We start from the raw sequence: 16941 nt of genomic DNA on the forward strand, positions 1-16941 counted from the left end.
AAGCCCATCCGCGGGTATAATTTTTGGCCCTCGATACACTTCAGACACCCCGTAAGTCCGGAATACGCGATCCCCGTGCACCACTGTTTCCGAAGTCGTCGGCGTCGCAGTCTGTTCGACGGGAAGTATCTCGATGCTCGTCGGGCGACTCGTCCCGGTCCCGCTATCGACCGCCAAGGTGACGGACGACGCCACCCCGTCCGCGCGTCGAATCCGCGCTGGAGGCGGCGGCGCGGTCCGACCCCGACGAGGACGTTCGGAGCACCGCGGAGACGACGCTGTTCACGGTTCGACTCGACGGCGCGGTCGAGTGACGGCCAACCCGTCGCGTTCCGCCGTCCGGTACCGTCTCCCGCCGTTCGCGCCGATAACGGTAGCACTTTAGGCCCGGTCGGAAAATAGGGCATTGTTCATGAGCTACGACAAAATCGAGGCCCCCGAAGCGGGGGAGAAGATCACGCTCGCCGACGAGGAGACCGGCGAGCTGGAGGTTCCGGACAACCCCATCATCCCCATCATCCACGGCGACGGCATCGGCACGGACGTCGGCCCCGCCGCTCAGAAGGTGCTCGAGGCGGCCGCCGAGGCGACCGGTCGCTCCGTCGAGTGGCTCCGCGTATACGCCGGCGAGTCCGCTCGGGAGAGGTACGACGAGAACCTCCCCGACGACACCGTACAGGCCATCAAGGACCACCGAATCGCCATCAAGGGTCCGCTCACGACGCCCGTCGGCGCCGGCTTCCGCTCGCTCAACGTCGCACTCCGCCAGAAGCTCGACCTCTACGCGAACGTCCGCCCGACGTACCACATCGACGGCGTCCCCTCGCCCGTCACGGACCCCGCCGCGATGGACATGGTGTTCTTCCGGGAGAACACCGAGGACGTCTACGCCGGCATCGAGTGGGAGGCCGGCACCGACGAAGTCCAGCGGGTCAAGGAGTTCCTCTCCGAGGAGATGGACGCCGGCGACAAGCTGCACGACGGCCCCATCGGCATCGGCGTCAAGCCCATCACGGAGTTCGGCACGAAGCGTCTCGTCCGTCAGTCCATCGAGTACGCCCTCGAGAACGACCGCGATTCGGTCACCCTCGTCCACAAGGGTAACATCATGAAGTTCACCGAGGGCGCGTTCCGCGACTGGGGCTACGAGCTCGCCGAAGAGGAGTTCGGCGACGTCACCATCACCGAGGACGAGCTCTGGGAGGAGCACGACGGCGAGCAGCCCGAGGACAAGCTCGTCATCAAGGACCGCATCGCGGACAACATGCTCCAGCAGCTCCTCACCCGCACGGACCAGTACGACGTCATCGCCACGATGAACCTCAACGGCGACTACATGTCCGACGCCGCGGGCGCGCAGATCGGCGGTCTCGGCATCGCGCCGGGCGCGAACTTCGGCGACGGCCTCTGTCTCGCCGAACCCGTCCACGGGTCCGCGCCGAAGTACGCGGGCGAGGACAAGGTGAACCCGACGGCGATGATCCTCTCCGGTCGCCTCATGTTCGAGTACATGGGCTGGAAGGACGCCGGACAGCTCATCCGCGACGCCGTCGAGGAGACCATCTCCTCGGGCGACGTGACGTACGACCTCGAACGCCAGATCGAGGGCGGCAACAAGCTCGCCACGAGCGAGTTCGCCGACAAGGTCGTCGAGAACATCGAAAACCTCTCGTAGAGGGGTTTTCGAGCGCTCGGAAATCTGCGATTTCCGAGAACATCAACGAACTCGCCCGAGCGAGTCTACTCGATTCCGTTCTCCTCTCTTTTACCGGACGCGGCGGGACAGACGCCGGAGCGACGTGGCCGCTACTCGTCGCCGGAGTCGCCCCAGTCGGCCGCGGTTCGCGGCGGACTGAATATATCCACCCCTTCGACCGGCGCGTCGCCGCGGTTCTCCGCGGCGTGAGGTTCCTCGGACTCGAAGGCGAACGAGTCGCCCTCGCCGACGACCACCTCCTCCGGGTCGTCCTCGTCGCCGACGAGGAAGACGAGTTCGCCGGCGGTGACGTACCCCACCTGCTCCTGTTCGTGGCTGTGCCTCGGCACCGTCGCCCCCGGCCCGATGCGGAACCGCTGGACGTTCAGGCGCGACGCTCCCGCGAGCAGCGTGAGTTCGACGTCCGGCACGGCTTCGACCGACTCGGCGTCGTCTGCGGAGACGCGTTCCATGCGAGAGGACCGCACCCGCGGACCATAAACGTCCGGCCGGGCGACTCCGCGGGCGCGAAGCAACATTCAAACCCGAAGACGAGGTAGCGGGGGTATGTACGCCGTGGTCGGGTGCAACGAGTGCGGGAACATGTGGCTCCTGTCGGATCCTCGCGCCCAGAAGTCCGCGAACTGCCCTCGGTGCGGGAAGACCCACCAGACGAAGAAGCTCCGGCGGTTCGCCGAAGAGGAAGACAGGCAGGCGGCCCGACAGGCGCGGGCGGCCCTGTTGGCGAAGAAGCGTGGCGACAGCGAGGCGTTCGCGGAGACGGCGCACGTCGCCGAGTTGGAGCGACTCGTCGAGGAGTCCGGAATCGACGACAGGGAGTACCTCGAGGGGTCGGGCCTCGACGCCGACGCCGTGGACGAGGCGGCCGAACGCGCGTCGAAGGGGTCGCAGACGGGGTCGTCGAACCGACTCGACGTGGTGCGAGACGCCCTTCGAGAGGGCGACCAGCCGACGGAGGAGGAGGTGGCCGCCTACGCCGAAGAGCGCGGTATCGACGGCGAGACGGCGCGGAACGTCCTCGAACGCCTCGTCCGGCGCGGCGACGCCTCCGAGTCGCGCGGGCGGTACCGACTGCTCTGAGTCGGCCGACTCTTAGAGGAGGCCGAGGAGTTTCAGCGCGGTCAGGAACGACACCACGGCGCCGAGCGCCACCTTCAACAGGCGCAACAGGCGCGTGGCCGTTCGGATGCCCGATTCGTCGGCGTCGTCCGCATCGGGCGGGGAGTCGGAACCGGCGGCGTCCGTGACGGCCGCCGGTGCGGAGGTTCGTTCGGACATGGGTGGGGGTGGGGGTTCGCACCCGCCGGGGGGAAGCGAGCGGATGCGCCTCGAACGACGGCCCGACATCGGGTAAAAGCGAGCCAACGGTGCGCGGCGGAAGTGAAAGTGAAACGAGAGCGAAACGCTTTGCTCCCCCCACCGCCGAACCACCGGTATGAGCGACGCTCGCGCCGCCGCCCGCGCCGGACGAACCGTCCGCGGAGCGGTGCTCTCGCTGTTTCTCGTCGGCGCGATCGCCGCCGTCGCGGGCGGACGACTCGTCGTCGCCGGCGGCGCGTTCCTCGCGGGCTACACCGTCCTCGCCGCCGCGGCCGTCGTCCACGGCCAGCGTCGGCGGGGACTCGGCCTCTCCCTCTCCGGCGTCGGGTGGTTTCTTGCCGCCCTCGGCGCGTCCGTCGGACTCGCGTCGCCGGCGGGGACGCGGACGTTCGCCGTCGGCGTCGGCTTGCTGTTCGTCGGCACCGTCGCCGTGGTGCGGCCGTTGGAGCGACTCGGAATCGGCGCGTCGGCGTGAGTTGAATCTGCGATCAGAAGCGACGAGAACCGAGTAGTCGGCGATTCGACGGCCTCAGCGTCCGAGGTCGGCGTGCGCGCTGGAGAGGTGCCGCGACGCGAGGGCCGAGAGGAGCGAGAGTTCGCCGGCTAAGCACCCGACGGCGATGCACTCCGCGAGGGCGTCGGCGTTCGACCCCGGCGGGTCGCCGCCGCCGCGGAGTCCGAGCACGTCCAGTCCCTCCGCCTGCGTCGGCAGTTTCGTCCCGCCGCCGACGGTGCCGACTTCGAGGCTGGCGAGGGAGACGGAGACGTACAGGTTGCCGTCCCGCACCTCGGCGGTGGTGATGGCGTTCGCGCCCTCAACCACCTGCGCCTCGTCCTGTCCCGTCGCGAGGAACATCGCGGCGACGACGTTCGCGACGTGAGCGTTGAAGCCGAGGCTGGCGGCCTTCGCGGACCCGACAAGGTTCTTCCGCGTGTTCAGTTCGGCGACGGCCTCCGGCGTCGTGTGGAGACGGCTCTCGACCACCTCGCGGGGGATTTTCACGTCCGCGGTGACGGTTCGGCCGCGCCCCTCGATGGCGTTGATGGCGGCGGGTTTCTTGTCGGAACAGAGGTTGCCCGAGAGGGCGACCAGTTCCGCGTCCGTCTCTTCTTCGACGACGGCGCAAGCCTCCTCGGTGGCGATGGTGGCCATGTTCATCCCCATCGCGTCCTTGGTGTCGTAGCGGAACCGGAGGTAGACGGAGTTGCCGACGACGTACGGCGTCACGTCCGCCAGTTCGCCGTGACTCGTCGTCGATTCGGCCGCCTCCGCGAGGGCGTCGCGGTTGTCGCGCACCCACTCGACGAGGGCCTCCGCCTCCACGACGTCCTCGACGCGGAAGACGGGCGCGCGGGTCATCCCCGACTTGAGGACGCGCGCCGCCGCGCCCCCCGCGGCGTCGATGACGGAGCATCCGCGGTTGACGCTCGCCAGGAGTGCGCCTTCCGTCGTCGCGAGGGGGAGGTATCGCTCGCCCGTGAGGGCCCCGCCGTTCACGCGGACGGGGCCGGCGACGCCGAGGGGCACCTGCACCGCGCCGACCATGTTCTCGATGTTCGCGTCCGCCGCCTCGGCGGGGAAGCCGTAGTTCCCGACGGCATCGAGGGACGCCCCCGTGTCCTCCTCGACGAAGATGCGTCGGGCCGCCGCCGCCGTGTCCGCGTCGGCGTGGTCCTCTAACTCGTGCAGTCGCAGTTCGCCGTCGCGGACGCGTTCCGCCAGCGTCGCCGCGTCCGCGTCCCCGGCCCCGGAATCCGTCTCGTCGGTCATGTCCCCTCGTTTCCCGGCGGCCGCCCTAACAGTTACCCATTCGGTGTCGTCGAGGGAACATCGGCGAGCAGTCGGACATCGTCCGACGGCGTCTCGCGCCCGCGGCGTTGTCGTCTGCCGAACGGCCACCCCGCGGGGGCCAAACGTCATTTCCCTCGCGCGAACGAAACGTGTCACCGAGAGGCAACCATGGACGACACAGACTCCACGGGAATCGAACTGACGAAGAGCGAAGCGCGGAAAGTGATCAACGCACTCTCGGAGTACGAGACGAGAGCGTCCGGGCAGCGCGAGGAGGAACGCGTGCTCAACGTCGAGAGCCTCCTCCAACGGGAGTTCGGGTTCGAGGAGGGACAGGCCCGCGACGACCGGAACATCGCCGACGTGTTCTCGAACATCTTCAACGACGACGACGGAACCCACGAGGTTCAGCTCTCTCGGACGGAGGCGACCGAGGTAGTTCGCGCGCTGGACGACTTCGACGGGCAGGAGCGTTCGGGAGAGACGGGGACGGTTCGGAACATCCGCGACCGGTTCGTGCAGACGTTCGACGTCGACGATGCGGGCGACGGCCGCACGGCCGGGCGGTAACGGCCGCCGACCATCCCAACCGTTTTGCCCGCGGCCGTCGCCACGTCGCACATGACAGACGCCGCGGACCTGGTCCTCCTCGACGGGGAGGTCCACACCCTTTCCGACTCCGACGAGACGCACGAGGCGGTGGCCGTCCGCGACGGGCGAATCGTCCGCCTCGGGAGTTCCTACGACGTATCGTTCCTCGTCGGCGCGGAGACGGAGACGGTCGAACTCGACGGGCGTGTCGTCCTCCCGGGGTTCGTCGACGCCCACACGCACCTCCCGATGGTGGGGCGTTCGCTCGTCCACGCCGACCTCTCGGGCGCGTCGGGGCCCGAGGAGTGCGTCGAACGATTGAACGAACGGGCCGCGGAGACGGACGACGAGTGGATTCTGGGCTTCGGCTACGACGAAAGTTCGTGGGACGACGCCCGCTACCTCGCCCGCGACGACTTGGACGCCGTCTCCGAGGACCGGCCGGTCGCCGCCTTCCGCGAGGACATGCACGTCGCGTCTGTCAACGGCGTCGTCCTCGACCGGCACGCCGACGCCATGCCCGACGGCGACGTGCGACGCGAGGGCGGCGACCCGACGGGCGTCCTCGTCGAGGAGGCGGCGGACGTGCTGTACGAGGAGATAGAACCCGACGAGGCGGAGATGGAACGACTCGTCCGGGCCGCGCAGGCGCACGCGAACGAACGCGGCGTGACCGGCGTCCACGACATGGTTCGGAAGTCCAACGCGCCCGCGGTGTACCGCGGGTTGGACCGCGAGGACGAGTTGACGCTCCGGGTGCGCCTCAACTACTGGTCTGACCACCTCGACTCCCTCATCGATCTCGGCCTGAAGACGAACGACGGGAACGGGATGGTCCGCGTCGGCGCGGTCAAAACGTTCACCGACGGGAGTTTCGGCGGGCGGACGGCGAAACTCACCGAACCGTACGACGACGCGCCCGGGGAGACGGGCCAGTGGGTCGTCGCCCCCGAGGAACTGGAAGCCATCGTCGAACGCGCCGACGAGGCGGGGTTGCAGATGTCCGCCCACGCCATCGGCGACGCCGCCGTGAACGCCGTCCTCGACGCCTACGGGGCGTGCAACGACCCCGAGGGAGCGAGACACCGCGTCGAACACGCCGAACTGACGGACGACGAGACGGTCGAACGCTTCGCCGAACTCGGCGTCGTCGCCTCCGTCCAGCCGAACTTCCTGAAGTGGGCGCGGGAGGGCGGCCTCTACGAGTCCCGACTCGGCGAGAGGCGGACGGAGACGAACCGCTACGCGGCGTTGCGCGACGCGGACGTCCCCCTCGCGTTCGGGAGCGACTGCATGCCGCTCGACCCCCTCCTCGGCGTCCACCACGCGGTGAACGCGCCCGACGAGGACCAACGACTCGGCGTGACGGAGGCCCTCCGGGCGTACACCTCGGGCGCGGCCTACGCCGGGTTCGACGAGGACCGCCTCGGCACCGTCGAACGCGGGGCGGCGGCGGACCTCGTCGTCTTGGAGGAGTCACCGTGGGACCGCCCGGACGCCGTCCGCGATATCGACGTGGCGGCCACCGTCGTCGGCGGCAGCGTCGTCTACGACGGCCTCCGAGACCCGACCGGGGACGCGAGCGAAGAGTAAACCCCTTGTCGGCGCGGCGCACAGCAACGTCGATGCCGCAGTCGTTCTTCGACCGCCTCCGCGACCGTATCGACCGGGTGGACAGCGTCGTCTCCGTCGGGTTGGACCCCGACCTCTCCCGAATCCCCGACCACCTCAGGGAGAAGGACCTCCCGCGGTGGGCGTTCAACCGACGCATCATCGACGAGACGCACGAACACGCAGCCTGCTACAAGCCGAACGCGGCGTTCTACGAGGACGCCGAGGGGTGGCGGTCGCTCCGGGAGACCATCGCCTACGCCCACGGGAAGGACGTACCCGTCTTGCTGGACGCGAAACGCGCCGACATCGGTAACACGACGCGGAAGTACGCGGCGTTGCTGGACGAGGCGGACGCCATCACCGTCAACCCGTACATGGGGCGGGACTCGCTGCAACCGTTCCTCGACAGGTCGGAGAAGGGCGTCTTTATCCTCTGTCGCACGTCGAACCCCGGCGGGTCTGACTTACAGGACCTCGAACTGTCGAGCGGTGAGGCCGTCTACGAACGCGTCGCCGCCCTCGCGGACCTCTGGAACGAACACGGCAACGTGGGACTCGTCGTCGGCGCGACGGCCCCCGAGGAACTGGAATCGCTGCGAGAACAGGTGCCGGACCTGCCGTTCCTCGTCCCCGGCATCGGCGCGCAGGGCGGCGACGCGGAGGCCGCGGTCGAGTACGGACTCGCCGACGGCGTCGGCCTCGTGAACTCCTCGCGGGGTATCATCTTCGCGGGCGAGGACGCCGGGGAGTCGTTCGCGAAGGTGTCCGGACAGGCGGCGCGGAAACTGAAGACGCGGCTGAACCGCCACCGCGAGGCGACGGAGTGACGGCCGACCCGGCGGAATGACGTCCGACGCGGCGGAGTGACGGCGCGCCGGGGCGACGCTCGGACCCGTCTCAGTCGCTGACGCCGGGGCCGCCGGGCCCCTCGTCGTACCCGGGGCTGACGTCGTCCTCGCCTTTGACCGAGGAGAGACAGGACTCGCACATCCGTCGCTCGGAGTCGAAGTCTTGGTCACACACCTGCGCGCCGCATCGCGGGCAGACGTTGGTGGCCGGGCGCGACTCGCATATCTCGCACAGGCTGGAACGGCTCATACCGGTGGGAAGAACTCACACAACTTCAGTCCGGGGGCCGGTCGGCGAGACGCTTACGGTCCTGCGCTTCGAACGAGAGGCGTGGACAGAGACCGGCTTCTCATCGGGCTCGCCGCGGTGTTCGCAGGTCTCACTACGCTCTTCGTCGTCCTCGCACTCGCGTACCAACCGTTTCTCTTCGCCGTCGCGGTGCCGTTCGGCGTCGTCACATACCTCCTGTGGTACCACGCCAGCGGTCGCCTCGAAGCGCGGACGCGGACGCGAACCCGTCGGCGGGCGAACGGCGACCACCGGGCGAACGACGCCTCCCGAGGCCCCGGCGGCTTCGAGGGGTTCGGACCGGGACGGCGGGCGGCGGGCGCGGGCGGAACCGCAGACGCCGGGCGGCGGACGGCCGGCGGGCGACGGGCGGCGGGCGGCCGGCAGAGGACCGCCGGCCCGCGCCCCTCGAACGAACCGTCGAAGGCGGAGGCGTACCGGACGCTCGGACTCGACGCCGACGCCACGGACGACGAGGTGAAGCGGGCCTACCGGTCCCGGGTGAAGGAGGTCCACCCGGACACCGACTCCGGCGACGAGGAGACGTTCAAGCGCGTCAACCGCGCGTACGAACGACTCTCCGACTGACGCGGCAGGTCACTTCCGATACGCCCGACCGTCACCGTTCGCTATCTTCGCGACGCCGTGGAGGGAATCCGTTTCGTAGGTGGGTGTGACTGAGAGGTCGGTATCCCGACAGTGCGGCCGAGAAACGAACACCGAGTCTACCCCCGCGCGGTGGGCGGCGATCACGTCACTTTCGCTATCGCCGATGTAGAGCGCAGATTCGCCCCCGAGTTCTGTGAGCGCTCGATCGAGATAGTGCGTGTTCGGCTTCTTCAGATCGAGGCTCTCGACCGTCTTCTCGCGACCGTAGTAGGTCTCGAATGCCGATTCAAGGTCGAAGAAGTCCAACACGAATTCGATCGTGCTCCGGTGATTGTTGCTCACGACGCCACAGCGCTGAGACAACCCGGAGATGGCGGTGACATCGTCGTAGCAACTCCGGGAACCGGCTTCGAACTTCTCAAACTGGGACTGTTCGTCGTGGCGTTCGCGGGCTTCCCAAAACAGGTCCGTGTCCAAGTCGTAGGCGGCGCAGATTTCGTGAAGCCCCTCGACCGTCGTACCGTTGACTATTGCATCGACGTGCCGTTTCTCGGCCCGCGTGACGCCCACCTCCTCGAAGGCAGACTGTACCGCCTCGACTTTTGTCTCGTACGATGGCGGGTCAACCAACACTCCGTCACTATCGAATAGAACGGTGTCGTAGGAGGTCACGTCTCAGAGAGGCTCTGACATCTGGTTAGCCGTATTCAATGGAACATGTCTTGCCGACGACCCGGAATATCGTGCGTCTACCGACGGATTCGACGACGGATGATGTTGTGACGCTTTCCGGTAGATGTCTGGCCGACCTGTCCGTGACAGATAGTATCTTCCCCGCCGAAATTCCGCGGTGCAGGTGTCTGAGGGCCAATATTCTATTGTGACATGGGTAACCAAGTCACGGAAAGGGTTTTAGCGGATGGTTACCTACCCGCGGGCATGAGCGCGGACCGGGCCGTACTCGAAAAGGCCCTAGAGCGCGGAGAAGAGGAGGGCGGAAGCATCGAGTTCAAGGAACGGCTCTCCCGGGACGTCCACCTCTCGGACGGGCGGATGGAGAGCCTGGCCGCCCAACTCCGACACCGCGTCCTGTCCGGCGACGGCACAGCGACGTACGTGGTCGGCGTCACCGACGACGGCGGCATCGCGGGGATCAGTCCCGCCGCGTTCTCCGAATCGATGGACGTCCTCTCCTTGCTGGCCGAGGAGGCCGGCGCACACATCGAAGACGTCGAGACGTGGGGCGTCGGCGAGAGCGCCGACCGGGGCCTCGTCGGCGTCGCCACCGTCTGCGAGGGGGCCGTCCTCGACGTGGACGACGACCACATCGTCGTCGGCACCGCGGGACACGTCGACCACGGGAAGTCGACGCTCGTGGGCTCTCTCGTCACCGGACAGGCGGACGACGGACAGGGGAGCACCCGCGGCTTCCTCGACGTGCAACCGCACGAGGTCGAACGCGGCCTGTCGGCGGACCTCTCGTACGCCGTCTACGGGTTCAGCGAGGACGGCCCCGTCCACATGGACAACCCCCACCGGAAGTCCGACCGCGCGAGAATCGTCCAGGAGGCCGACCGCCTCGTCTCGTTCGTCGACACCGTCGGCCACGAACCGTGGCTCCGGACGACGATTCGGGGCCTCGTCGGCCAGCGACTCGACTACGGCCTGCTTGTCGTCGCCGCCGACGACGGGCCGACGAAGACGACGCGCGAACACCTCGGCATCCTCTTGGCGATGGAGTTGCCGACGCTCGTCGCCATCACGAAGGCCGACGCCGTCTCGGAGGAACGCGCCCTCGAGGTCGAACGCGAGGTCGAACGCCTCCTGCGCGACGTGGGCCGGACGCCGCTTCTCGTCGAGCGATACGGCGTCGAGAGCGCCATCGAGGAGATCAGCGACTCCGTCGTCCCCATCGTCCGCACGAGTGCGGTGACGATGGAGGGCATCGACACGCTGGACGACCTGTTCGAGGGCCTGCCGAAGACCATCTCGGAGGCCCGCGAGGACTTCCGGATGTACATCGACCGCTCGTACTCCGTGACGGGCGTCGGCGCCGTCGCGTCGGGGACGGTCAACTCCGGCAGCGTCGAGGCGGGCGACGAACTCCTCGTCGGCCCGATGCCGGACGGGTCGTTCCGCGAGGTGGAGGTGCGCTCCATCGAGATGCACTACCACCGGGTGGACCGCGCGAAGGCCGGACGAATCGTCGGCATCGCCCTCAAGGGCATCAAGGAATCGGAGTTAGAGCGCGGGATGGTGCTCCTCCCGGCGGACGCCGACCCCAGTCCCGTTCGGTCGTTCGAGGCGGAGGTGATGGTGCTGAACCACCCGACGCGCATCCGCGACGGCTACGAACCGGTCGTCCACTTGGAGACGCTGAGCGAGGCGGTCGTCTTCCACCCCGAGGGCGGGCAACTGCTCCCCGGCGACACCGGAACTGCCACGGTGGAGTTCAAGTTCCGCCCGTATCTGGTCGAGGAGGGCCAACGCTTCGTCTTCCGCGAGGGGCGGTCGAAGGGCGTCGGCACCGTCACGGACGTCCACCGCGAGTGACCGCGGCGGGTCGCGGACCCCCGTCCGAACACATTCACTCTCGACTGAACGTTTTTGTAGGTGCCGCAGAGAGGCGACGCATGGAAGTCTGCGGGTACGAGTTCGAGACGGTCGGCCGCCTCGACCCCGACCGAACCGACGCGGGCGTCGTCGCAGTGGAGACGCCGCAACCGGAGTACGAGGCGTCCGACGAACGCGCGGTCCACCGAGCGGGGTGGGGACCGTTCTGCCGATTCGAGGTGACCGACCCCCGAGCGTCGCGTCCCGGCGTCTACCTCGTCACGGTGGACGACGAGGCGGTGTACGTCGGCGAGGCGGCCGACGTGGGCGACCGCTTCTCGGAGGCGTACGGCGACGTCTCGCCGGCGGACTGCTTCGAGGGCGGAGCGGAACGGGTCTGCCGGGTGAACACGAACGTGTTCCACGCCGCCCGCGCGGGCGGGGACGTGCACGTCCACCTCCACTCGACGGCCGACTTCGAGGGGTCAAACGAGGAGAACGAGGCCCTCCGCCGCATCATCCGCGGCGACCTCCTCTCCGCGTTCGACGCGGCGTGGAACCGCGACGACGGCGAGTCGGCGGCGAACGCGGCAGTCGCCGTCGACGGACAACGTCCGTCGGGCCGCCGAGGTTCCCTCGGCGACGACGCGGCCGAAGCGACGGCGAACGCGGCGACCGAAGCGATAGACGCCGCATCGAATCGAGGAGCGGCGGGCGACCCGACGGCGAACGACGCCGCGGCCGAGTCGAACCGCGAGGGGGCGGTTCGCCGGGGGTCGCCGCCGAGCGGAAAGTACGGACCGCTGTACGACTACCTCGCGGGCCACGAGTTCGACCGGGTGCGGCTCTCCTTCGCGGAACTGGAAGTCGTCCTCGGCGCGCCCGTCCCCGCCTCCGCGCGGAACTGGCGGCAGTGGTGGACGAACAGCGAGGAGTCGCACCCCCACGCCCGAAGTTGGCTCCGCGCGGGGTACGAGGTGGCGTCGCTGTCGCTTCCGGACGAACTCGTCGTCTTCGAGCGACGGCCCCGCGGGCGCGGGTTCGGAGCGACCGAGACGGTCGGCGACGACTGAGTGAGGATCCGACCGAACGGATCGTCGCCCGCCGCGTCGTCTCCGCGACGCTGGTCGCGTCTCCGCGGCGCTTACGTCCCTTCGGAACCCACTACCGGAGTGAGATGGTATCGCAACTCGCGCTGGTACTGGCGGCCCTCCTCGTCGGCACGGAACTGCTGTTCACGGCGCTCGACTACCTGAATCTGAAGTACGGCGCTCGCGCGGTGCGAACCGCAGAAGAGTGGGTTCGGGACGAACTCGGCGTCTCCGACCCGGACCGACTCCTCGCGTACCAACGGGCGAAGACGGTTCTCTCCCGCGCGCAGTCATGGGTGAGCCTCCTCGCTCTCCTCGCCGTCCTCCTCTCGGGGGCGTTCGCCGACGCGGTGCGGACGCTCACGGAAACCGGGCTTCCACCCGTCGCGCAGGGCGTGCTTCTCGTCGTCGCCGCCGCCGTCGGCGGGCGGGTCCTCTCCGCGCCGTTCGACGCGTGGCAGACGTTCCGCATCGAGGAGCGCTTCGGCTTCAACAACCAGACGGTTGGTCTGTGGCTTCGGGACTTCGCCCTCGGCGTCGCCCTCGCGGCGGCGTTCGCCGCCGTCGTCGCCGGTATCGTCCTCGGGGCCGTCGAACTGCTTCCGACCCTGTGGCCCGTCGCCGGGTGGGCCGCCGTCGTCGGCCTCTCCCTAGCGATGCTCGTGATCTATCCGCGGTTTATCGCGCCGCTCTTCAACGACTTCGACCCCGTGGAGGCCGGACCGCTCCGGGACGCCGTCGAAGACGTGTTCGACCGCGCCGGGTTCGACTGCGAACAGGTGTACGAGATGGACGCCAGTCGCCGGTCGTCGCACTCGAACGCCTACTTCGTCGGGTTCGGGCGGACCAAGCGCGTCGTCCTGTTCGACACGCTCGTCGAACAGATGGACCGGCGGGCGATGCAGGCGGTGTTAGCGCACGAACTCGCCCACTGGAAGCGCGCGCATATCTGGAAGCAACTCGGTCTCTCGGCCGTCCGGATGGCGGTCGTCTTCGCGTTCCTCGGGTGGGTCACGTCCTCGGAGTGGGCGTACGCGGCGTTCTCGCTCCCCGAGGTGACGTACGCGGGGGTGGTCGTCGTCGTCCTCTTCGCCGGGCCGATTCTCTCGCTCACGTCGCCGCTGACGAACCGCATGTCCCTCGCGCACGAACGCGAGGCCGACGACTTCGCCGCCGACGTGATGGGCGACCCGGACCCCCTCTCGGACGCGTTGGCGACGCTGGCCGGCGAGAACCTCAGCAACCCGTTCCCGCACCCGGCGTACGCCGCGTTCCACATGTCGCACCCCCCGATTCCGGAGCGCATCCGGCGACTCCGGGAGCGTCACGGCGAGGGGTCGGCCGACGACGGCGACGTTCCGCAAGCGCCGACCGGCGCGTAAAAACGGCCGCCCTCCTTACCCTGCGGTTACTCCGCTAAAACGTAGCCGTCGTCCGTTCGCTCGGCCACCCCGAGGAGGACGAACCACTCCAGTATCGTCTCAACCCTATCGCGCCAGATGGTTCGCCACTCGGTGGGGTTCTTGTGGTGCTCCCAAACGGGCACTCGCTCTTCGAACGCCGCGAACGCCTCGTCCGCCGTCGTCGGGTCGGCGGAGAGCATCGAGCGCACGTCCTCGGCCCCGAAGATTCGCTCGCGGAAGGCCCGTCGGAGGTGGTCCGGCGTCGGGTCGGTTCGGCGGCGGACGAACCCCCCGTCGTCGGTCCTCTCGGCGAGTTCGAGGGCGCGCAGGAAGGTGAGCCACGTCCGCGCCACGTCGCGACTCGGGAAGTCGAGGCGGCGCATCAGGCGCGCGCAGCAGTCGTCCTCCGACCCCGGGACGAGGGGGACGGCGCGTTGCGCGTCGGCGACTCGGTCCGGAGACGCCGGGGGTTCGGGGACGAGTTTGAACCTCACGACTGCCGCAGGTCGAACGACTCCGCGAGGAGTTCCTCGTCCGTCTCGCCGAACGCGTACGTCGGCCCGTTCACCACGTCTATCGTGACCTTCGCAGGCGCGAACACCTCGGCCGGAACCTCGTAGAAGTCCCAGTCGGCGTCGTCGAATATCCGCTCGAACGGCTTGCCGTACTCGTCGCGGGCGGTGGAGGGAACTTGGTCGAAGTCCTCGAACCCCTCGGCGACGGTGAGGTGGACTTCGCCGCCGTACGCGAGGGCGTCGTTCGTCCGGCCCATCGCCACGCCCTCGTCGTAGCTGACGGGCGCGAGCGGTGCCGACCCGAACGCCGAGAGGACGTTCGTCGGGTCGTAGCCGAGTTCGAAGAGGCGGAAGACGGCCATCTCGGCCGCGCGGGCGGCGGTGGTGACGCTCCCGACGGTGGACCCGGAGGCAAACGTGGGTAAGAAGACGCCGCTGGGTTCGACGCCGGCCGTCTCCGCGACGTGTTCCGCGACTTGGTCGCCCGGCAGGTCGATGGCCTCGACTGCCAACACCGTCAGGTCGAACTCGTCGAAGTAGCCGACCGCCCGGAACTCGTCCTCCTCGCCGACGAGGGCACGGGCGGGGCCGGAACCGAGTCCGTCGAACTCGGGGTCTTCGAAGGTGAGTTCCCACCCGGCCTTCTGCGAGCAGAGCACCGCGACGTCGGGGTGGTCCGTCTGGAGTTCGACGTACGGCATCGGCGTCCCGGCCACCTCGTCCATCCGCGTCTGGACCGTCGCCAGCCCCGCCGTCTGTATCTCCGCGAGGAGGAGTCCCGCCTCGACGCCGCCCTCGGCGTCCACCCCGAAGTCGAGCACCGTCGCCCCCGAATCGAGTTCGTAGGGGACGACGCGGAGTTCGTCGGCGAAGTCGATGGCCTCGTCGATCAACTCGACGGCCATGCGATTGATGGAGTCCATGGGCGGTCGTTCGTCGTCACGTCCTAAAGGAGTTGGTAGTTCGCCTCGGAGGGAGGCCGACGGCGACGATTACTCGCCTCTGTCCCTCCTCGCGGGGCGGCCGAGGTGTTCCTCGACGGCCGCGACCTTGTCCGCGGCGCTCTGGTCCGACGCGCGCTTGTCGTCTATCTTGAGGAACGTGCTGACCCTGTCGCCGTCAACGGCCTTGTGGGCCGCGCCGACGGCGTCCAACAGGGTGTCCACGTCGTCGGCCTCTATCACCGTCCCCATCGGGTTCGTCTCGTAGGAGACGTCGAACTCGTCCAGGGCGGCGACGGCCGCCGCCACCTGGTCGGACATGCTCCCTTCGACGACCGGTGCCACGCTCAGCAGTGCGATGACGGTCATATGCGTACTTACGCGTGCGTGGGCCTTGAGACTATGTCCGATTCGGCCCGGTCGGGTCGGAGTCCGGACGGAGGCGGACGAACCGCCGTCGGCTTTTGGTACCGCACGCGGGACACACGAGTATGGTGAGGGAGTCCGACCGCGGTCGGCGCGCCTCGCGCGTCGTCGCCGTCGCGCGCGCAATCGTCCATGAGGCGCGGGCGGAGAAGTTACCGTTCGTGGCCGGGAGCATCGCGTACCACGCGTTCGTCTCGCTGCTTCCGCTCTTTCTGCTGTTGCTCGTCGTCGTCTCCGCCGTCGGCGACCAGAGCCTCTACGAGAGCGTCGTCGCCGCCGCGGGGGCCGTCCTCACCGAGGGCGCGCGCGACGAGTTCGTCTCCGAACTGACCGACGCCGCGCGCTCGACCAGCGTGTCGCTGTTCGGCGGCGTCGTCCTCCTGTGGGGGACACTCCGCATCTTCCGCGGCCTCGACACGGCCTTCTCCGGCATCTACGAGTCCGAGTCGGAGAACTCGTTTCTCGACCAACTCGCCGACGGACTCCTCGTCCTCTTCTCCTTCGCGGCGGCCGTCGTCGTCGGCAGTACCGTCGACGGCGTCGTCTCGGGCGTCGTGGCGGGTGCCGGACCGTTCGAGTGGATTCTCGCGCGCCTCGTCGGCATCCTCGGACTCGCGCTCGCGTTCTACCCGATGTACTACGTGTTCCCGGACGCGGACGTGGGCGTCCTCGAAGTGCTGCCCGGAACGCTCGTCGCCGCCGTCGGCCTCGCGGCGTTCCAGTCGCTGTTTCAGGTCTACCTCTCCCTCTCAAGCACCGCGCCGAACAGTAGCGCCATCACGGGCATCCTCGTCTTCCTGACGTGGCTCTACTTCAGCGGCCTCGTCATCCTCCTCGGCGCAGTCGTCAACGCCGTCCTCTCGAACCGGAGCCGCGACGCCAACCTCGAACCCGCGTTCGGGGGCGTCCCCCCCGCCGGGGGCGACGGCGTCCGCGCCACGCGGCGCGAACTCGTCGTCGCCGTCCAGCGACTCGACGGACTCCTCGACGACGCCGACACCGTCGTCGTCACCGCGGACGGCGAGTCCGTCGAGTTGCCGCCCCCCGACGGCGTCGCCGTCGATACGGAGGCGTCGTACGTCCTCCCCGGCGGCCCGGTGAGCGTCGAACTCCGGTGGTACCCCGCCGACGAAGGCGGGGACGGAGACGAGGGGTGACGGACGCGACGCGGGAGAGAACGGCGTGCGACGGAGACACTCACGTTCCGCATACATAGGTGATACTCTGACTTT

General features: G+C 68.6%; 19 protein-coding genes. 11 read left to right on the top strand and 8 right to left on the bottom strand.

What is annotated here, in order from left to right; genetic code table 11:
* Window positions 1-412: 412 nt before the first annotated feature.
* Window positions 413-1675 (top strand): isocitrate dehydrogenase (NADP(+)), encoded by a 1263-nt coding sequence (gene icd / locus ACZ522_RS07655; protein ID WP_379693251.1) that lies wholly within the window; start codon window positions 413-415, stop codon window positions 1673-1675.
* Window positions 1676-1806: 131 nt separating this feature from the next.
* Here icd and ACZ522_RS07660 read toward each other — a convergent pair whose 3' ends face one another.
* Complete coding sequence (locus ACZ522_RS07660; protein ID WP_379693248.1) at window positions 1807-2169, bottom strand: cupin domain-containing protein; 363 nt, start codon at window positions 2167-2169, stop codon at window positions 1807-1809.
* A 94-nt stretch (window positions 2170-2263) separates the two neighbouring features.
* On the opposite strand from ACZ522_RS07660, the gene ACZ522_RS07665 reads away from it, so the two are divergent.
* Window positions 2264-2797, top strand: a complete 534-nt coding sequence (locus tag ACZ522_RS07665) for a DUF5817 domain-containing protein (protein WP_379693246.1) — start codon at window positions 2264-2266, stop codon at window positions 2795-2797.
* 12 nt (window positions 2798-2809) lie between these two features.
* Here ACZ522_RS07665 and ACZ522_RS07670 read toward each other — a convergent pair whose 3' ends face one another.
* The gene (locus ACZ522_RS07670; RefSeq protein WP_379693243.1) at window positions 2810-2995 is read right to left on the bottom strand and encodes a hypothetical protein; all 186 of its coding nucleotides are present in this window, start codon (window positions 2993-2995) and stop codon (window positions 2810-2812) included.
* A 157-nt stretch (window positions 2996-3152) separates the two neighbouring features.
* Here ACZ522_RS07670 and ACZ522_RS07675 point away from each other — a divergent pair, with 157 nt between their 5' ends.
* The gene (locus tag ACZ522_RS07675; protein ID WP_379693240.1) at window positions 3153-3512 is read left to right on the top strand and encodes a hypothetical protein; all 360 of its coding nucleotides are present in this window, start codon (window positions 3153-3155) and stop codon (window positions 3510-3512) included.
* Window positions 3513-3566: 54 nt separating this feature from the next.
* On the opposite strand, the gene hmgA is transcribed toward ACZ522_RS07675, so the two are convergent.
* Window positions 3567-4808 carry a hydroxymethylglutaryl-CoA reductase (NADPH) gene (gene hmgA / locus ACZ522_RS07680; RefSeq protein ID WP_379693237.1) on the bottom strand — a complete coding sequence of 414 codons (1242 nt, stop codon included), beginning with the start codon at window positions 4806-4808 and terminating at the stop codon, window positions 3567-3569.
* Between the two features lie 189 nt (window positions 4809-4997).
* Between hmgA and ACZ522_RS07685 the strand changes: the two genes are divergently transcribed.
* The 3 genes from ACZ522_RS07685 to pyrF are packed head-to-tail and all read left to right on the top strand — an operon-like array spanning window position 4998 to window position 7861.
* Window positions 4998-5399, top strand: a complete 402-nt coding sequence (locus tag ACZ522_RS07685; protein ID WP_379693235.1) for a hypothetical protein — start codon at window positions 4998-5000, stop codon at window positions 5397-5399.
* A gap of 51 nt (window positions 5400-5450) precedes the next feature.
* The gene (locus ACZ522_RS07690) at window positions 5451-7013 is read left to right on the top strand and encodes an amidohydrolase (RefSeq protein WP_379693233.1); all 1563 of its coding nucleotides are present in this window, start codon (window positions 5451-5453) and stop codon (window positions 7011-7013) included.
* Between the two features lie 32 nt (window positions 7014-7045).
* Window positions 7046-7861: an orotidine-5'-phosphate decarboxylase gene (pyrF, locus tag ACZ522_RS07695; RefSeq protein ID WP_379693230.1), complete on the top strand. Its 816-nt coding sequence runs from the start codon at window positions 7046-7048 to the stop codon at window positions 7859-7861.
* A 70-nt stretch (window positions 7862-7931) separates the two neighbouring features.
* Here pyrF and ACZ522_RS07700 read toward each other — a convergent pair whose 3' ends face one another.
* Window positions 7932-8132 carry a hypothetical protein gene (locus ACZ522_RS07700; protein ID WP_379693227.1) on the bottom strand — a complete coding sequence of 67 codons (201 nt, stop codon included), beginning with the start codon at window positions 8130-8132 and terminating at the stop codon, window positions 7932-7934.
* A gap of 81 nt (window positions 8133-8213) precedes the next feature.
* Between ACZ522_RS07700 and ACZ522_RS07705 the strand changes: the two genes are divergently transcribed.
* Entirely contained in the window at window positions 8214-8759 is a 546-nt protein-coding gene (locus tag ACZ522_RS07705) for a J domain-containing protein (RefSeq protein WP_379693225.1), read from the top strand.
* A 9-nt stretch (window positions 8760-8768) separates the two neighbouring features.
* Here the strand turns inward: ACZ522_RS07705 and ACZ522_RS07710 are convergent, their stop codons facing one another.
* Complete coding sequence (locus ACZ522_RS07710) at window positions 8769-9452, bottom strand: HAD family hydrolase (protein ID WP_379693223.1); 684 nt, start codon at window positions 9450-9452, stop codon at window positions 8769-8771.
* A 267-nt stretch (window positions 9453-9719) separates the two neighbouring features.
* Here ACZ522_RS07710 and ACZ522_RS07715 point away from each other — a divergent pair, with 267 nt between their 5' ends.
* From ACZ522_RS07715 to ACZ522_RS07725, 3 genes are all read left to right on the top strand, one after another.
* Entirely contained in the window at window positions 9720-11333 is a 1614-nt protein-coding gene (locus ACZ522_RS07715; protein WP_379693221.1) for a GTPBP1 family GTP-binding protein, read from the top strand.
* 80 nt (window positions 11334-11413) lie between these two features.
* Entirely contained in the window at window positions 11414-12406 is a 993-nt protein-coding gene (locus ACZ522_RS07720; RefSeq protein WP_379693219.1) for a DUF7662 domain-containing protein, read from the top strand.
* A gap of 104 nt (window positions 12407-12510) precedes the next feature.
* Window positions 12511-13806, top strand: a complete 1296-nt coding sequence (locus ACZ522_RS07725) for a M48 family metallopeptidase (RefSeq protein ID WP_379693217.1) — start codon at window positions 12511-12513, stop codon at window positions 13804-13806.
* 26 nt (window positions 13807-13832) lie between these two features.
* Here ACZ522_RS07725 and ACZ522_RS07730 read toward each other — a convergent pair whose 3' ends face one another.
* The 3 genes from ACZ522_RS07730 to ACZ522_RS07740 all read right to left on the bottom strand — a co-directional run bounded on the left by ACZ522_RS07730 (window position 13833) and on the right by ACZ522_RS07740 (window position 15652).
* Window positions 13833-14321 (bottom strand): hypothetical protein, encoded by a 489-nt coding sequence (locus ACZ522_RS07730; RefSeq protein WP_379693214.1) that lies wholly within the window; start codon window positions 14319-14321, stop codon window positions 13833-13835.
* Window positions 14318-15265, bottom strand: a complete 948-nt coding sequence (gene mch / locus ACZ522_RS07735) for a methenyltetrahydromethanopterin cyclohydrolase (RefSeq protein WP_379693212.1) — start codon at window positions 15263-15265, stop codon at window positions 14318-14320. The genes ACZ522_RS07730 and mch overlap by 4 nt, the downstream gene beginning before the upstream one ends.
* A gap of 69 nt (window positions 15266-15334) precedes the next feature.
* The gene (locus tag ACZ522_RS07740; RefSeq protein ID WP_379693210.1) at window positions 15335-15652 is read right to left on the bottom strand and encodes an MTH1187 family thiamine-binding protein; all 318 of its coding nucleotides are present in this window, start codon (window positions 15650-15652) and stop codon (window positions 15335-15337) included.
* A 122-nt stretch (window positions 15653-15774) separates the two neighbouring features.
* On the opposite strand from ACZ522_RS07740, the gene ACZ522_RS07745 reads away from it, so the two are divergent.
* Window positions 15775-16866 carry a YhjD/YihY/BrkB family envelope integrity protein gene (locus tag ACZ522_RS07745; RefSeq protein WP_379693208.1) on the top strand — a complete coding sequence of 364 codons (1092 nt, stop codon included), beginning with the start codon at window positions 15775-15777 and terminating at the stop codon, window positions 16864-16866.
* The last annotated feature ends 75 nt before the right edge of the window (window positions 16867-16941 follow it).

The sequence above is a fragment of the Halopelagius fulvigenes genome (assembly GCF_055398025.1).

Bases quoted from the DNA above. Each gene is read 5' to 3' on its own strand.
- icd (WP_379693251.1), top strand. From the start codon at position 413: ATGAGCTACGACAAAATCGAGGCCCCCGAAGCGGGGGAGAAGATCACG.
- ACZ522_RS07660 (WP_379693248.1), bottom strand. From the start codon at position 2,169: ATGGAACGCGTCTCCGCAGACGACGCCGAGTCGGTCGAAGCCGTGCCG.
- ACZ522_RS07665 (WP_379693246.1), top strand. From the start codon at position 2,264: ATGTACGCCGTGGTCGGGTGCAACGAGTGCGGGAACATGTGGCTCCTG.
- ACZ522_RS07670 (WP_379693243.1), bottom strand. From the start codon at position 2,995: ATGTCCGAACGAACCTCCGCACCGGCGGCCGTCACGGACGCCGCCGGT.
- ACZ522_RS07675 (WP_379693240.1), top strand. From the start codon at position 3,153: ATGAGCGACGCTCGCGCCGCCGCCCGCGCCGGACGAACCGTCCGCGGA.
- hmgA (WP_379693237.1), bottom strand. From the start codon at position 4,808: ATGACCGACGAGACGGATTCCGGGGCCGGGGACGCGGACGCGGCGACG.
- ACZ522_RS07685 (WP_379693235.1), top strand. From the start codon at position 4,998: ATGGACGACACAGACTCCACGGGAATCGAACTGACGAAGAGCGAAGCG.
- ACZ522_RS07690 (WP_379693233.1), top strand. From the start codon at position 5,451: ATGACAGACGCCGCGGACCTGGTCCTCCTCGACGGGGAGGTCCACACC.
- pyrF (WP_379693230.1), top strand. From the start codon at position 7,046: ATGCCGCAGTCGTTCTTCGACCGCCTCCGCGACCGTATCGACCGGGTG.
- ACZ522_RS07700 (WP_379693227.1), bottom strand. From the start codon at position 8,132: ATGAGCCGTTCCAGCCTGTGCGAGATATGCGAGTCGCGCCCGGCCACC.
- ACZ522_RS07715 (WP_379693221.1), top strand. From the start codon at position 9,720: ATGAGCGCGGACCGGGCCGTACTCGAAAAGGCCCTAGAGCGCGGAGAA.
- ACZ522_RS07720 (WP_379693219.1), top strand. From the start codon at position 11,414: ATGGAAGTCTGCGGGTACGAGTTCGAGACGGTCGGCCGCCTCGACCCC.
- ACZ522_RS07725 (WP_379693217.1), top strand. From the start codon at position 12,511: ATGGTATCGCAACTCGCGCTGGTACTGGCGGCCCTCCTCGTCGGCACG.
- mch (WP_379693212.1), bottom strand. From the start codon at position 15,265: ATGGACTCCATCAATCGCATGGCCGTCGAGTTGATCGACGAGGCCATC.
- ACZ522_RS07740 (WP_379693210.1), bottom strand. From the start codon at position 15,652: ATGACCGTCATCGCACTGCTGAGCGTGGCACCGGTCGTCGAAGGGAGC.
- ACZ522_RS07745 (WP_379693208.1), top strand. From the start codon at position 15,775: ATGGTGAGGGAGTCCGACCGCGGTCGGCGCGCCTCGCGCGTCGTCGCC.